13 protein-coding genes are annotated in these 15327 nt (G+C 35.7%); 8 read left to right on the top strand and 5 right to left on the bottom strand.

Features of this window, described 5'->3' with window-relative positions; genetic code table 11:
• The 5 genes from M2326_RS13270 to trmD all read right to left on the bottom strand — a co-directional run bounded on the left by M2326_RS13270 (position 1) and on the right by trmD (position 5281).
• Positions 1–327: a hypothetical protein gene (locus tag M2326_RS13270; protein WP_264620038.1), complete on the bottom strand. Its 327-nt coding sequence runs from the start codon at positions 325–327 to the stop codon at positions 1–3.
• Complete coding sequence (locus M2326_RS13275) at positions 328–1584, bottom strand: dihydroorotase (RefSeq protein WP_264620039.1); 1257 nt, start codon at positions 1582–1584, stop codon at positions 328–330. It abuts the gene before it with no gap.
• 17 nt (positions 1585–1601) lie between these two features.
• On the bottom strand, positions 1602–3530 hold the full coding sequence (locus M2326_RS13280) for a vWA domain-containing protein (RefSeq protein ID WP_264620040.1): 1929 nt from the start codon (positions 3528–3530) through the stop codon (positions 1602–1604).
• Positions 3531–4043: 513 nt separating this feature from the next.
• Positions 4044–4394, bottom strand: coding sequence for a 50S ribosomal protein L19 (gene rplS, locus M2326_RS13285; RefSeq protein WP_264620041.1), 351 nt, complete (start codon positions 4392–4394; stop codon positions 4044–4046).
• A gap of 209 nt (positions 4395–4603) precedes the next feature.
• The gene (trmD, locus tag M2326_RS13290; RefSeq protein ID WP_264620050.1) at positions 4604–5281 is read right to left on the bottom strand and encodes a tRNA (guanosine(37)-N1)-methyltransferase TrmD; all 678 of its coding nucleotides are present in this window, start codon (positions 5279–5281) and stop codon (positions 4604–4606) included.
• A gap of 223 nt (positions 5282–5504) precedes the next feature.
• Here trmD and M2326_RS13295 point away from each other — a divergent pair, with 223 nt between their 5' ends.
• From M2326_RS13295 to M2326_RS13330, 8 genes are all read left to right on the top strand, one after another.
• A complete protein-coding gene (locus tag M2326_RS13295; RefSeq protein ID WP_463671345.1) occupies positions 5505–7583 on the top strand; it encodes a M3 family metallopeptidase in 2079 nt (692 codons plus the stop codon).
• A gap of 247 nt (positions 7584–7830) precedes the next feature.
• Positions 7831–8826, top strand: coding sequence for an alpha/beta fold hydrolase (locus M2326_RS13300; RefSeq protein ID WP_264620043.1), 996 nt, complete (start codon positions 7831–7833; stop codon positions 8824–8826).
• Between the two features lie 109 nt (positions 8827–8935).
• Complete coding sequence (locus M2326_RS13305) at positions 8936–9604, top strand: peroxiredoxin-like family protein (RefSeq protein WP_264620044.1); 669 nt, start codon at positions 8936–8938, stop codon at positions 9602–9604.
• A 138-nt stretch (positions 9605–9742) separates the two neighbouring features.
• Positions 9743–10924 carry an MFS transporter gene (locus tag M2326_RS13310; protein ID WP_264620045.1) on the top strand — a complete coding sequence of 394 codons (1182 nt, stop codon included), beginning with the start codon at positions 9743–9745 and terminating at the stop codon, positions 10922–10924.
• A gap of 208 nt (positions 10925–11132) precedes the next feature.
• Complete coding sequence (locus M2326_RS13315; protein ID WP_264620046.1) at positions 11133–12065, top strand: peptidylprolyl isomerase; 933 nt, start codon at positions 11133–11135, stop codon at positions 12063–12065.
• A 146-nt stretch (positions 12066–12211) separates the two neighbouring features.
• On the top strand, positions 12212–13075 hold the full coding sequence (locus M2326_RS13320; RefSeq protein WP_264620047.1) for a hydroxymethylglutaryl-CoA lyase: 864 nt from the start codon (positions 12212–12214) through the stop codon (positions 13073–13075).
• 30 nt (positions 13076–13105) lie between these two features.
• Positions 13106–13660, top strand: coding sequence for a hypothetical protein (locus M2326_RS13325; protein ID WP_264620048.1), 555 nt, complete (start codon positions 13106–13108; stop codon positions 13658–13660).
• Positions 13657–15057 carry a DUF5723 family protein gene (locus M2326_RS13330; RefSeq protein WP_264620049.1) on the top strand — a complete coding sequence of 467 codons (1401 nt, stop codon included), beginning with the start codon at positions 13657–13659 and terminating at the stop codon, positions 15055–15057. The genes M2326_RS13325 and M2326_RS13330 overlap by 4 nt, the downstream gene beginning before the upstream one ends.
• Positions 15058–15327: the final 270 nt, after the last annotated feature.

Below are 15327 nucleotides of genomic sequence, written 5' to 3' on the forward strand. Positions count from 1 at the left end.
TTATGAGATTGAGGCAAACCATTTTTGATATAGGTTTCCAACTAATGGAACTGGTTTTGTTTCGCCTTTGATAGCAGTGGCTATGCCGTAGGACCAAAGAACAAAGATGCAAATCCACATGGAAGATGAAATCATTAAATTGTCAAAATTACTGATGATTAGGCCTAATGAAATAAAGGTGAGTGTTAATCCTAGTCCTTGACGGATGTGAAATGAGGCGAAGCTACTTTTGTCTTCGGCATTCATCGACATGGCGATAAAAACGCCTACCCCCAAGATGTAACTTGCTATTGCGGCAGATTTGCCTTTTTCTGTGGTTGAGTTCATTTATGCTCCTAATATTAATTGTCCTTGATTGAAAATTCCGTATGCTTTTCCTTTGGTTTTCATACCCAAGAAAGCAGAATTTTTTGATTTTGATAGGATGTTTGCTGTGCTAAAAGTGTTTTTTCCTTCGGGATTGAACAGACTTAGATTGGCAATTGCTCCTTCGGCAATGGGTTGTGATGGAATCGAAAAAGTAGCTTTTCCGGCAGTTAGTTTTTCGATAACGACTTCTAGCGGTAAAATGGTCAACAAAGCACCAAAAGCACTTTCGAGACCAATAGTTCCATTTTTAGCAACGTCAAATTCCATTTTTTTATGTTCGATATCGATTGGGTTGTGGTCTGTCGTGATCATATCGATCGTTCCATCAAGTACTCCTTCAAGCAATGCTTTTCGGTCAATATCGGTACGTAATGGTGGACTCACTTTGTAACGGCTGTCAAATTCTTCTAATTTTTCGTCGGTAAAAACCAGGTTATGCACTGCTGCACTTGCGGTTACTTGTAATCCTTTGGCTTTGGCCTCACGAATCAATTGTACCGATTTGGCGGTTGAAACGGTCGGGATGTGCATTTTTCCCTCGGTATATTCGAGTATGAACAGGTTGCGAGCAATTTGCAGTTCTTCGGCTAGGTTCGGAATTCCTTTCAATCCCAATCGTGTAGAAACGATGCCTTCATTGACAACTCCATTTCCTTTTATCTTTTCATCTTGCGGAAAAGCGATGACAAGTCCGTCAAAATCTTGTACGTACTGCAAAGCGATTTTCAACAAATTAGCATTGTCTTGGCTTTTTTTATAGTCCCCAAAAGCAATGGCTCCCGAGTTTTTCATATCGAATAATTCGGCCATATCTTTTCCTTCGCTTCCTTTGGTTAGTGCGCCAATCGGGTACAATTGCGTTGCGCTCCCGAGAGCTTTGTTTTTTACAAACAAAATTTGCGATTGATTGTCAATCACAGGAAAGGAATTGGGTTGCAAAGCGATAGCGGTAAAACCACTTTTGGCAGCGACTTGCAATCCGTTTACAATAGTTTCACGGTCTTCAAAACCAGGTTCACCAAGAGAAACACTTGAGTCAAACCAACCTTGCGATATATGAAGATTTTCAAGTTGAACCTCTTCAATGTTGCTGGGGTTAGGGAGTGAAGCTCCTATTTTCGAAAGAATGCCATCTTCAATTAAAATATCTACAATTTGAGTATCAAAAGTACTTTGTGGATCGATAATTTTTGCGTTTCGGATGATTAGTTGCATAGGTAAGTGCTTTTTTTTTATTTCAAAAATCGAATAATTGCCATCTCTGCCAATAGAAAAAGCAGTGCAAAGATAACAAACCATTTCCAAATTTGGCTGTCTGTGCGGTCGGTTTGTAATTGGTTGATCACGGCAGCTATGGATTCTATGGTTTTATAGTCAGAGTAACTCGCTTCGTTGGGAGTATTTTGTTGGCTTTCAATTCGATTATAGTTGAAGCTGATGTTTTCTACAGGCATTTTTTGATTAAAAATTTCGTAATTCCCTGCTTTTTCTGGATAATCGTTAAAGCTTAGTTTTACTTTATCGTTTACTGCTTGCTGAATCGGTATGAATTCTTCGTCCTTATTTTTGACACTCAAAATCGCATCTTTGTATAATTTAGTAGCCACCAAATACGGACTGTTATCACCAATTACACGAGCATTGATACCAATGTTACTGTGTAAAGTGGCCATTTTATAAAATGTAGGTACAATCAACGGTGACTGCTGAAAATTGGTATTGGTCGTATTCAACGGTGATGAAAACACCGACACAGAATTTGTTGCATTGACTACCGATGTCAAAAAGGAACTGCCGTCTTGGTAGTAAAATGCAACCGAATTATTCCCTACAATCTCAAAATTGATTTTCGTTTTTGGATACTGAAAATTACTCACCTTACTCTCAAAAACAGATGCAAACAAAGGATGTGCAAAATTGATTTTGGTAATTTGCTTTTCGACAGTTGCCAACGGTTTGACTTGAATGTTTCCAACGGCATTCAATAATTCGTTCAGGTTGTTTGCATTGGCTGTAGGAGCAGGAATAACCACGAGATTGCCACCTTTTTGCACAAATGATTTTAAGGTAGTTTGTAATGCTGTAGGAATTGCTTCGATTTCGTTCAACACAATAGCATTTTGTTTTTCGATTGCATTGTAGTTCAAAGATGGGAGCGGACTGTTTACAAAATCAAATTCGTCTGAAGTATAAATTCTACCTAAGAAGTTGCTTTTTTCGGCTTCTCCAATACTCAAAACTGCTGTTTTTTTCGGTTTTAAAATGCTGAAAAAGTAATCATTGTCGAAAGTAAGCCCGTTGTCTTCAATGGAAACCTTACCATGAAATTCTTGCTTCGGGATTGTAAAAGGAACTATTTTTTTATTTTTATCGAAAGTGACAATAGTTTTGGCAATGAGGTTGTTGCCGTTATAAATCGCAATAGAACTTTTTTGGTTGTTATCACCATGACTAGATAATTCGACATTTAGTTCATAGAAATTTTCTAAAGTTTCTTGAATCGAAACACTATCAATGGCAATATTGTTTTTTTGTTCTGCTTTCGGAATTATAAAATAGGCGTTATCTTCTTTTCGAATGCTTTGAAGTTGTTTTTTTTCTAATCCTACAGCATCAGTGATAATAATGATGTCTTTTTTATAAGCCGATTTGTGCGCTTGTACCTGTGTAAGTAAAGCTTCCACTTGAAACGGAATGCCACTATACTGTAATTTTTGTAAGTCAGACTGAATTTCTTTCTTAGTTGTATTCCAAAAAGTTTGAGAATTAGTTAACAACGAAAACGTAGTGTTCTCAGGAATATTCTCCAATAATTCTTGCACCGCACGTTTTAGCAATTCTCCTTTTTGACCTTTGGCTTGCATGCTCAGAGAATTGTCTAGAATAATATACAATTCGTTATTGCTATATTTACTGTCTTTTGCTTCGAAAAAAGGTTGTGCAAAGGCTAGAATTATAAACGTAAGGAGAAGCATTCGGCAGGCGAGAAGCAACCACTTTTTGATGGTCGAACTTTTTCGGGTTTGAATTGCAAGAGCTTTCAAAAACCGAACATTGGTAAAGTATTCTTTCTTAAAGCGTCTTAATTGAAACAAATGCACCAAAATTGGTACAAGTAGTAAAAACAGAAAGTATAATAGTTCGGGATTTTTAAAGTGCATTTAGTAGTTCAATTATTGATTTGAAAAGAAATCTTGATTCTCCAAAAATACAAATTTGTAAAGAGTTTTGAATAGAGAGTATCTGTTTTTTTTAGTTTCGTTTTCCAGAGCTCGTTATCGTATTTTTTAATAATTTTAGGATAGACCTATAGTATAGTTTTTAATCATATTCCTATTTCATTATAGCATCTTATTAAAAAGAGGTATAACGTATTTGATGAAAAATGATTGATGTTAGGGTTGTTGTTTGGTCTAATTAATCTTGAAATCTCGCTCTAAGTGGTAGGTTACTTCATCCAATTCTAAAGTAAAAATGTTTTATGTGAATGAACAAGGGAGTATGAATTTAGTTTAAAATCGTAAATTTTTGTTTGTTATTTGGCTATTAAAATATTGCTGAAATGTATTTAAAGGTTGAGCTAAGTGAGGAGATAAAATGATTCTGTTGCGAAAATTAACCCCAAAAAAAAAGTCCCGACATTGTCGGGACTTTTATGATAAAGGGATATGTGACTATCTTCTTTTGTCTTTGATTCTTGCTTTTTTACCAGTAAGTTCTCTGAAGTAGAAAATTCTAGCTCTACGTACAGCTCCTTTTTTGTTGATTTCAACTTTTTGTAAAGCTGGCAAGTTCACTGGGAAGATACGCTCTACACCAACTGCACCTGACATTTTACGAATAGTAAAAGTTTCAGTACTTCCAGAACCTCTTCTTTGGATTACTACTCCTTTGAAAAACTGAGTTCTAGTTTTTTCACCCTCTTTAATTTCGTAGTAAACTGTGATTGTGTCTCCAGCTCCGAATTCAGGGAAATCTTTTTTTGCAACATATTCGCTATTAACGAAATCAATTAAATTTGCCATTTTAAATGCTAATTATAGTTTTTGATTAGAGCAACATTCACGGATCTCGCCAGAGGTTAGTCTAAGTGGGTGCAAAAGTAAGTAAAAAAAATTAAAGTTTAATATTTATTTTATTTTAAGTTAATGCATTATTGTATAGCTACTTGAAACCTGAAAATAAAAAAAAATATTCATAGTATTTCAAGTTCTCCTTTATGAAATTAGGGACATTACTCCTCCAATAAATCGGGCCTCCTGTTTTTTGTATGTTCATACGCCATATCCTCGTTCCACTTGTCGATTTTGGCAAAATTACCACTAGTTAATACTTCGGGAACTTTCCATCCTTTATAGTCTGCGGGTCTAGTATATATAGGACCAGATAATAAACCATCTTGAAAACTGTCTGTCAAAGCAGAAGTTTCGTCACTTAAAACACCAGGAATCAATCGAATTAAAGCATCCGATAAAACCAAAGCCCCCAATTCACCTCCCGATAAAACGTAATCTCCAATCGAAATTTCTTTTGTAATAAAATGATCACGAACCCTTTGATCTACTCCTTTATAATGACCACATAGAATAATGATGTTCTCATACATTGACATCGTGTTACACATTTTTTGATTTAAGGTTTCCCCATCTGGCGACATATAGATAATTTCGTCATAAGTTCTTTCACTTGTCAAATGGCTAATGCAAGCGTCGATAGGTTGTACCGTCATTACCATTCCTGCACGTCCACCATATGCATAGTCATCCACACTTTTTTGTTTATTGGTCGTGTAGTCTCTTAAATTATGAAAATGAACTTCAACCAATCCTTTGTCGATAGCACGTTTCATAATCGAAGCTTCAAACGGACTTCTTAATAATTCTGGTAAAAGGGTAATGATATCGATGCGCATGATTTTTTCTTCTGTTTTTTCAACGGCAAAGATACAAAGTTTTTTAGGAGTAATTAAGCTTCCCTTATTGTATGCAAAAAACTTAGTAGGAGTCCTTTTTTTATACTTAAATTTTAACAATCGTTAACTTTTGACACGCTCGTTTTTTTATACTTTTATACAAAATAATAATTATACAATGAAAATTTTATCAAACATAATGGTATCAAGCTCGATACTAATTATGGCAACTTCCTTAGAATACGCAAATGCCCAAAATAAATCAATCAAGATGACAAATCCACTTTTGCAACAAAGTACGCTACAATATCAAGCGCCCAGTTTTAATTTAATAAAAGAGGAATATTTTAAGCCTGCTTTTGAGTATGGGTTGGAGGTTCACGATAAAGAAATTTTGGCGATAGCTAGTAATCCAGCTAAGCCCACTTTTGAAAATACAGTATTAGCACTAGAACTATCGGGAGTAGATTTGAAAAGAGCTAAAGTACTTTTTTATAATTTAACGGGTTCGAATACCAATCCAACACTTCAATCTTTGGAAACGGACTATGCACCAATATTCTCTGCACACGACGATAAAGTGCATCTTAATTCAAAATTATACAATCGTTTTAAAGCGATTGATTTGAAAGTACTCAAAGGAGAAGATAGAAAGTTGACAGAGTATTATTTGCAAGTATTTGAATTGGCTGGTGCCAATTTATCTGATGCGGATAAACAAAAAATGAAAGATATCAATGGAGAGTTAGCTAGTTTAGGGACTCTTTTTGGAAATAAATTATTAATTGCTCGCAAAAATGGAGCAATACTTTTTGATAATGTTTCCGATTTGGATGGTTTAAGCGCAAGTGATCTCGCTGCTGCAAAAATAAAAGCAACCGAGGCAGGTCATGATGGCAAATATTTAATTGGTTTACAAAATACAACACAACAACCCTTATTGCAGAATTTAACTAATAGAGCAACTAGAGAAAAAATATTCAAATCATCTTGGACTCGTGCCGAAAAGAATGATGATGGAGATACTCGTCAAGTACTAGAACAAATGGCTAAACTACGTTTGCAAAAAGCCAAATTAATGGGTAAAAAGAATTTTGCTGAGTGGAAACTACAGGATCAAATGGCAAAAACTCCAGAGCGTGCGATGGACTTATTGGCGAAAATTGCTGTACCTGCGGTTGCCAAAGCAAAATCCGAAGCTAAAGAGATTCAAGACCTAATAGATGCTCAAAAAGGTGGATTCAAATTGGAACCATGGGATTGGGATTTTTACTCAGAACAAGTTCGTAAGGCCAAATATGATTTGGACGAAAGTCAGGTGAAGCCCTATTTTGAGTTAACAACAGTTCTTGAAAAAGGGGTGTTTTTTGCTGCCAAAAAAATGTACGGAATCACTTTCAAACAACGTACAGATTTACCTGTTTACCACCCGGATGTAGTCGCTTACGAAGTTTTCGACACTGACGGAAAATCAATGGCTATTTATTATTTGGATTTCTATACCAGAGACAATAAAAATGGTGGCGCTTGGATGAGTAGTTTTGTAGAGCAATCGCATTATTTGAAGCAAAAACCAGTAATTGTAAATGTCTATAATTTTGAAAAACCCATAAATGGTGCACCTTCTTTAATTAGTTTCGATAATGTAACAACTATGTTTCATGAGTTTGGACACACGTTACATGGGTTGTTTGCCAATCAAAATTATGCAAGTCTTTCTGGTACTTCAGTGCCACGTGATTTTGTAGAATTCCCTTCTCAGATCAATGAGCATGCCGCTTTGGATTCAGAAGTATTAAAGAACTATGCACTTCATTATAAAACCAAAGAAGCAATTCCGCAAGAGTTAATAGATAAAATAAAAAAAGCTGAATCGTTCAATAGTGGGTATCATGTGACCGAACTTATGGCAGCATCAACCTTGGACATGAGTTGGCACAGTGTAGAAAACGAAGCTGATTTCAAACCTACCCTAATTTTTGAAAAAGAAGCTCTTGAAAAATATGGTTTATTGGTGAACGAAGTGCCTACAAGATACCATACTCCTTATTTTGCACACATTTGGTCAGGTGGTTATTCTGCTGGATATTACGCATATACGTGGTCCAAAACTTTAGATTATAATGTCTTTGATTGGATGAATGCCAATGGTGGTTTGACTAGAGAAAACTGCGAGCGTTTTAGAAAATATATTTTATCTGTAGGGAACAGCGTAGATTTAAATCAAGCTTTCAAAGAATTAATTGGACATGAGATGGAAATCGAACCTTACTTAAGAAATTCTGGACTTTTAGAAAAATAATCAAATAGGTATTACTTTCTATAAAATGACATTCGTAATGGATGTCATTTTTTTTTGGGAGCTATTTCCAGCTTTCCACTATATCTTTTCTTGCAAAAAAAAGGCAAGAAAAGGATGCCGTTGTAATCTGGGCTAGGGATCCGAGTTACGATTGTAGTCTGTTTATTAAATTGTAAAGTTTTCCTAATAGTTTTTTAGTAGGGTTGTTTCTTTCTAAATTTACAATTATAACCAAAAGAAAGGCAATATGAAATTGAATATAGCGATGGGTCTCATCATGATATCCGTTTTTTCATTCGCACAACAAGACAAATTGCAATGGCTTGATCTCAATTTAACCAATTACGACTATCCGTTTCCAATACATTTTGTTACGCTAAACGTACAAGAACAAGAACTCAAAATGGAGTTCATGGATGTAAAACCAGATCATTACAATGGAAAAAATATCCTACTCCTTCATGGTAAAAATTTCAACGGTGCCTATTGGAAAACAACCATTCTAGCATTGACAAAAAAAGGATTCCGTGTAATTGTTCCTGACCAAATAGGTTTTGGTAAATCATCCAAACCAGATAATTTTCAATATACCTTTCAACAACTAGCACAAAACACAAAGCAAATATTAGATACGCTAGGAATCAAGAAGACAGCTGTATTAGGACATTCGATGGGTGGAATGGTAGCCACACGTTTTGCATTAATGTATCCTGAAGTTACAGAGAAATTAATTCTAGAAAACCCAATAGGTTTAGAAGACTGGAAATTAAAAGTACCGTATCAAACAGTTGATTGGTGGTATAAAGGTGAGTTGACACAAAGTTATGACCGAATTAAAAAACACCAACTAGACAGCTATTATGACGGGAAATGGAAACTAGAATATGATCAATGGGTAAATCTTTTGGCGGGTTGGACGCTCAATTCTGATTATAAAAAAATCGCTTGGAATTCAGCTTTGATGTACGACATGATTTTTACACAGCCAGTAGTGTATGAATTCCAAAACATAAAAGCACCCACGCTTTTAATTATTGGAACTAGAGATAGAACAGCTTTAGGGAAACCATTAGTATCCGAAGCCGTGCGTAAAACAATGGGACAATATGAAAATTTAGGAAAAGAAACACAAAAGAAAATTCCGAAGGCTATATTAGTCGAAATTCCAAAAATTGGTCATATGCCTCATATTGAAAGTTTTGATAAATTCATTCATCCCCTTATTACTTTTTTAGAAAAATAAAAATAAATAAGAGGGCAGTCGGGAAATATTGTAACCTTTTCGGGAAAAGTTGATAAGTCAGTAGAGTAGGTACAACTGTACCTTTGTAGTAATAATAAAATAAATAAAAATGAGCACAGAAAGCAATACAATCAGTTTACAAGCCACTTTGGATAACGCAAAAAATACTTGGGAAGCAAAAGCTCCTGAACAAATAAAAGAAATATATGCAGAAGGTATTGCAGATGTTACCCGCCAAAATGTAATTGCCAATGCTAAGAAAAATGAAGATATAGCTCCAGATTTTGCACTTACAAATGCTACAGGAAAAGAAGTGAAATTAAGTGACTATCTAAAAAAAGGACCAGTTGTCTTAACTTGGTACCGTGGTGGATGGTGTCCATACTGCAACATGACTTTGCATTATTTGCAAGAACAATTACCAAACATTCAATTAAAAGGAGCCAATTTATTAGCCTTAACTCCTGAATTGCCAGACAAATCAATGTCAACTACTGAAAAGCATCACTTACAATTTGAAGTATTGAGCGATGTTGGAAACAAAGTTGCCAAAGAGTACGGAATCGTATTTAAACTTACCGATGCGGTTGCCGATTCGTATCAAAAAGGTTTTGATTTGCATGGGTACAACGGTGACGAATCTGATGAATTACCATTGGCTGCTACCTATGTAATTGGTCAAGATGGTAAAATTGTTTATACCTTTTTGGATGCCGAATATAGAAATAGAGCTGAAGCTGAACCCATCTTAAAAGCATTGGACGGTTTACAATCATAGTTATACTTTTATAATGATAATTAGATACCCTTAAAAGCGAAACGTTTTTGAGGGTATTTTTAATTACAGCTATTTTTTAACTGAAAATTTAGCTTTTGTTTAGAACTTTATTCTTTAATCTCAACGTACTTTTGCGCGATGAATTTATCCAAAAAAAATGTCCTGTTTATGGCCATTGCAACAGGAATTATAGTTGCAAATCTATATTATTGCCAACCGTTAATTGTTTTGATTGCGGCGGAATTTAAGATCCCACCTGCAGAAGCTGGAACTATTGCCTACCTCACACAAGCGGGTTATGCAATCGGCTTATTTTTAATGGTTCCGTTAGGAGACAAGTTAGAACGCAAAAAACAAATTTTGTATACAACCTTTGCTTCTATAATTGCGCTGATACTTGCCGCAACGGCACAGAGTTATTTTGTCTTAGAAATCGCATCACTTTTAATCGGGATTACCTCTATTGTTCCACAACTTATTTTGCCACTTGCGGCAGCATTGAGCGCACCCGAAAATCGGGGTAAAGTAGTAGGAACAATCATGAGCGGACTTTTGGTCGGAATTTTACTTTCAAGAACTTTAAGCGGCTTTGTTGGAAATGTTTTAGGCTGGCGCGCTATGTTTTGGATTGCAGCAGCACTTTGCACGCTATTGTTTTTTGTTATCAAGAAACAATTTCCGAATAACAAACCTGTCTTTAAGGGCTCTTATGGGCAGTTGATTGGTTCACTTTTTACATTAATCAAGGAACAACCCTTGTTACGAGAAGCAACATTAATCAATGTTTTCAGTTTTGCTCAGTTTGGAGCTTTCTGGACTACAATGGTTTTGTTGCTTTCTGGTTCCCCTTTTCACTACAATAGTGCTACTATTGGATTGTTCGGAATTGTTGGAGCATCGGGAGCACTTGCAGCACCTCTGTTAGGAAAATTAAGTGACAGAGGTGGTTCAAGGGTTGCCGTTGGGTATGGTTGTTTGTTTATAGCGATTAGTTTTGTGGTTTTTTACTTCTCAAGTACAAATGTGTATGGAGTTATTTGCGGAATTGTGTTGATAGATATTGGTTTGCAATCCGTACATATTTCCAATCAAACAAGAGTGTATTCTATTTTGCCAGAAGCCCGAAACCGAATGAATACGGTCTTCATGTCTTTTAGCTTTTTGGGTACCGCAGTTGGTACCGCTTTCGGTCTATTTATGTGGCAATTTGGGGGTTGGCAGGCTGTAAGTCTTGGGGGCTTGTTTTTATCAGCCTTAGCATTCACCGTTTACGGGCTTACTTATAAATCAAAAAGAAAACTACGCAGCGCTAATGCTTAAGTTTTAAAAACTAAACAAAAAGAATCCCTCCAATGACGACTTATAAACAAAGTAATCATCAGATTAATGATGTAGTACTTTAATTTAAATTCACATTTTTAGTTGAAATTTGAGTGATTCGTGTCGAAAAATAAACGTGTGATTTTAACGTTTCACTCGATTCTAAAAATTAATTTGTAAATTTGCACTTCAATAAAAATAAAAAAAGATGGAAAACGGAATATACGCTAAATTCAACACCTCTAAAGGTGCTATTTTAGTAAAATTAGAGCATGAATTAACACCTGGTACAGTTGGTAACTTTGTTGCTCTTGCTGAAGGAAATATGGAAAATAAAATCAAACCTCAAGGACAAAAATTCTATGATGGTTTAAATTTTCATAGAGTTATTCCAGATTTCATGATTCAAGGAGGATGTCCTCAAGGAACAGGAACTGGAGATCCAGGGTACAAATTTGATGATGAATTTCACCCAAGTTTGAAACATGACAAACCAGGAATCTTAGCAATGGCAAACTCAGGACCAGGTTCAAACGGTTCTCAGTTTTATATTACTCACGTACCAACTTCATGGTTAGACGGGAAACATACTGTTTTTGGTCATGTTGTAGAAGGGCAAGATATTGTTGATGCTGTTGAGCAAGGAGACAAATTGGATACGCTAGAAATTGTTAGAGTAGGTGAAGAAGCTCAAAAATGGAATGCTATCGAAGCATTTGTAGGATTAAAAGGAGCTCGTTTAAAAAAACAAGCAGCTTTGAAAGCAGAATCTGAAGCAAAAATGGAAGCATTGGCAGCAGGTTTTGAGAAAACAGATAGCGGATTGCGTTACCAATTCATTCAAAGAGGAGATGGGAAACAAGCTGAAGCGGGTAAAACAGTTTCTGTTCACTACGAAGGTTCATTAGAGTCTGGAAAAGTTTTTGACTCTTCTTACCCAAGAAAAAAACCAATCGAATTCCGTTTGGGGCAAGGACAAGTAATCGAAGGATGGGACGAAGGTATCGCCTTATTAAAAGTTGGTGACAAAGCTCGTTTTGTAATTCCATCTGATTTAGGTTACGGACCAGCAGGAGCTGGAGGAGTAATTCCACCAAATGCTACTTTGATTTTTGATGTAGAATTAATGGAAGTAAAATAAGGATCAAATCTTATTTTAAATACACCATAAAAAATCCCTATTACCTTTTGGTAATCGGGATTTTTGCTTATTAGAAGTAATAAAATCCACTAAATCTTTTTAAAAGTAAATCGGTTTCAAACTAAGTTTTTATATCTTTGGTTACTATGAGAACAGTCAAAATCATAGAATGTCCAAGAGATGCCATGCAAGGCATCAAAACATTTATTCCTACCGCACAAAAAGCAGCTTACATACAGGCACTATTGCGCGTAGGGTTTGATACCATTGACTTTGGGAGTTTTGTTTCTCCTCGTGCCATTCCGCAAATGCAAGATACAGCTGCTGTTCTAGATTTATTGGATTTATCCAAAACTTCGAGTAAACTTCTTGCAATTATAGCTAATACCAAAGGTGCCGAAATCGCTTCTAAACATTCTCAAATAGACTATTTGGGCTTTCCTTTCTCTATATCAGAGAATTTTCAAATGAGAAACACCCATAAAACCATTGCCGAATCACTAATAACTTTAGAAGAAATCCTTAACATTGCCGACCAAAGCAACAAAGAGGTCGTGGCTTATTTGTCAATGGGTTTTGGAAATCCATATGGTGATCCATGGAGTCTAGAAATTGTTGCTCAATGGACAGAGAAGATGGCAAAAATGGGAGTTAAAATTCTTTCCCTATCAGATACCGTTGGTAGTTCTACGCCAGAGGTTATTGATTATTTGTATTCTCATTTGGTACCCAAATATCCTCAAATTGAATTTGGTGCTCATTTTCATACTACTTATGATAAATGGTTTGAGAAAATTGAGGCAGCTACACAAGGAGGATGTACTCGTTTTGATGGTGCTATTCAAGGTTTTGGTGGTTGTCCTATGGCCAAAGATGAACTTACTGGTAATATGCCAACCGAAAAATTACTTTCTTATTTTACAAGTAATAAAATAAATACCAATTTAAATCCGTTAAGTTTTGAGTCATCCTACAATGAAGCTTCAAAATTGTTTGGTGCCTTTAAATAATTGTAACAGCGTTAAACCATTAGATTATAAATGAAAAAATCAATTGCGATTCAAAAAATAATTCCCATATTTCTATTAGTATCCCTCTCTTGGTCATGTTCCAGTAATTTAGATTTTAATCAAACTAGTGATTTGGTTTTAAAGCCTGTAATTGAGGCCAATTTAACCTATTTTGACATACCTGCAGCTGATTTTGTTACCGATGGTGTCGAAACTATTGAAGCTGATGAAATGCAAAATTTTGATGTTTTTCGTGATCCATTTCTCCGAGACAATTTAAAGCAAGTTACTTTCTTTTTTGAAATCACTAATACCATCAATAGAATATATGATGTTAATTTTGTTTTATATGATAAAGAAGATAATGTAGTATATCGTATTAAACTAAATGTTCTTGCCTCAGATGGAACTCCACAAATTGTCTCCCGAACAGTGATGTTTAGTGAAGATGAGTTAGTGTTATTGAAACAAACTGAAAAAATGGAATTTGAAATTAAGATGATGCCAGGAACCCCACTAACAGAAAACAGTACTGGAAGTTTAAAATTAAAATCAAGTGCAACCCTTTATATGGACATAAAATGAGAAAGTTAGTAACACTTTATTGTTTATTTATTTTAGCTTCTTTGGATCTGGCAGCACAAAACAAACAAATTCTTTACAATTTCACTGCAGTACCACAATCTATGATGACCAATCCTGGAGCCGATGTATCATACAAGTTTTATTTTGGAGTCCCATTTCTTTCGGGGATTTCTGCAAATCTAGGTTCAACAGGTTTCTCTGCCTACGATTTATTTGCTGCCAATGGTGTGAATTTTAATACCAAACTTAGAGATGTTGTTAACGCTACCACTAGCAAAGATAAATTAGTGGTCAACGAGCAATTGGAGGTCTTTAACGGAGGATTCCGAATAGGAGAACAAGATAATTATACTTATGTTTCGTTCGGAATGTACCAAGAGTTTGATGCTTTTGTATTTGTTCCCAAAGATCCGCTGCAGTTGGCCTTAGACGGAAATCAAAAATATCCTGGAAAATCCTTCAATCTAGGCGATATTAATGCACGTGCCGAAGCTATTTCAGTACTGCATCTTGGATTTCATAAAAACATCAATGAGAAACTTATTTTGGGTGTTAGAGGGAAAATCTACACCAGTGGCTTCAATGTTAATTCCATCAATAATTCAGGGTATATTTATACGGCTCCTTCAAATACCGCGGTATATGATCAGAAAGTAAACTCTAATTTACAACTACAAAGTTCAGGATTATCCAATTATATCGATAATGACGCGAAATTCGAAGGCGGCCGAAAAACTGCCCAAAAAGCCTTTTTGGGTCCCGATTTGGGATTAGGTTTAGACCTTGGGTTTACCTACAACCCAAAGAAAAACATTCAGTGGACCGGTAGTATTCTAGATATCGGTTTTATAACACACAGCAAAGATGCAAAAACATACACCTACAAAGGAGTGTACGATTATCAAGGAGTAAATCCAGATTTTACCGATATCAACAATTCGGGTAGTACATACCAAGAATTTCAAGATGCCATTCCATTAGATACCACACGAATCAAATATAGAACTTGGAGACCTGTAAAAATGAATGCCTCCTACAAATATTCATGGAACGACCATCGTAGTAATGCTCCTTGTGACTGCCTAGGCAAAAGTAACAAAGACTATCAAAATGGGCTAGGAGCACAGCTCTTCATGATGACAACACCCAAAACTCCTATGGTGGCACTCACAGGGTTTTACCAACGTCGCATTTTTACAGGCCTCAACATGAAGGCGACTTACACCATTGATTCCTTCTCCTATTCCAATATCGGTTTGGGGTTCGCAGCAAACATCGGTGCATTCAACATGTACCTTATGGGCGATAACTTACTGGCTTATCGAGACCTCTCCAAAGCCAAAACGTTGTCGTTTCAATTCGGAATTAATTTTGTTTTCAAAGGCAAAGATGAATAATAATTTTAGGAGTTATTCCCAGCTGTACATTACAAGTCCTCACCACTAGCACCCTTTTTCTAAGCCCAAAAAGGAGCTTCTTTCAGTCGCTCATTTTGGGCAAGAAAAAAGTAGTGCTATTGGCTCCGGGCTTTCCATTTCCATCTGGACTAGGTCATCTGAGGAAGTTTTCTTCATTGGTCCCAAAAATAGTTAAAACTATGTACTTTAGTGCATTTCGCTTTTAGCTTCTAAAAATGTACTTTTGAGATATGGATTTTCAAAGAGTAA

Source organism: Flavobacterium psychraerolatum, from assembly GCF_025960985.1.
Taxonomy (GTDB): Bacteria; Bacteroidota; Bacteroidia; order Flavobacteriales; family Flavobacteriaceae; genus Flavobacterium.

Bases quoted from the DNA above. Each gene is read 5' to 3' on its own strand.
- M2326_RS13270 (WP_264620038.1), bottom strand. From the start codon at position 327: ATGAACTCAACCACAGAAAAAGGCAAATCTGCCGCAATAGCAAGTTAC.
- M2326_RS13275 (WP_264620039.1), bottom strand. From the start codon at position 1,584: ATGCAACTAATCATCCGAAACGCAAAAATTATCGATCCACAAAGTACT.
- M2326_RS13280 (WP_264620040.1), bottom strand. From the start codon at position 3,530: ATGCACTTTAAAAATCCCGAACTATTATACTTTCTGTTTTTACTACTT.
- rplS (WP_264620041.1), bottom strand. From the start codon at position 4,394: ATGGCAAATTTAATTGATTTCGTTAATAGCGAATATGTTGCAAAAAAA.
- trmD (WP_264620050.1), bottom strand. From the start codon at position 5,281: ATGCGCATCGATATCATTACCCTTTTACCAGAATTATTAAGAAGTCCG.
- M2326_RS13295 (WP_463671345.1), top strand. From the start codon at position 5,505: ATGGCAACTTCCTTAGAATACGCAAATGCCCAAAATAAATCAATCAAG.
- M2326_RS13300 (WP_264620043.1), top strand. From the start codon at position 7,831: ATGAAATTGAATATAGCGATGGGTCTCATCATGATATCCGTTTTTTCA.
- M2326_RS13305 (WP_264620044.1), top strand. From the start codon at position 8,936: ATGAGCACAGAAAGCAATACAATCAGTTTACAAGCCACTTTGGATAAC.
- M2326_RS13310 (WP_264620045.1), top strand. From the start codon at position 9,743: ATGAATTTATCCAAAAAAAATGTCCTGTTTATGGCCATTGCAACAGGA.
- M2326_RS13315 (WP_264620046.1), top strand. From the start codon at position 11,133: ATGGAAAACGGAATATACGCTAAATTCAACACCTCTAAAGGTGCTATT.
- M2326_RS13320 (WP_264620047.1), top strand. From the start codon at position 12,212: ATGAGAACAGTCAAAATCATAGAATGTCCAAGAGATGCCATGCAAGGC.
- M2326_RS13325 (WP_264620048.1), top strand. From the start codon at position 13,106: ATGAAAAAATCAATTGCGATTCAAAAAATAATTCCCATATTTCTATTA.
- M2326_RS13330 (WP_264620049.1), top strand. From the start codon at position 13,657: ATGAGAAAGTTAGTAACACTTTATTGTTTATTTATTTTAGCTTCTTTG.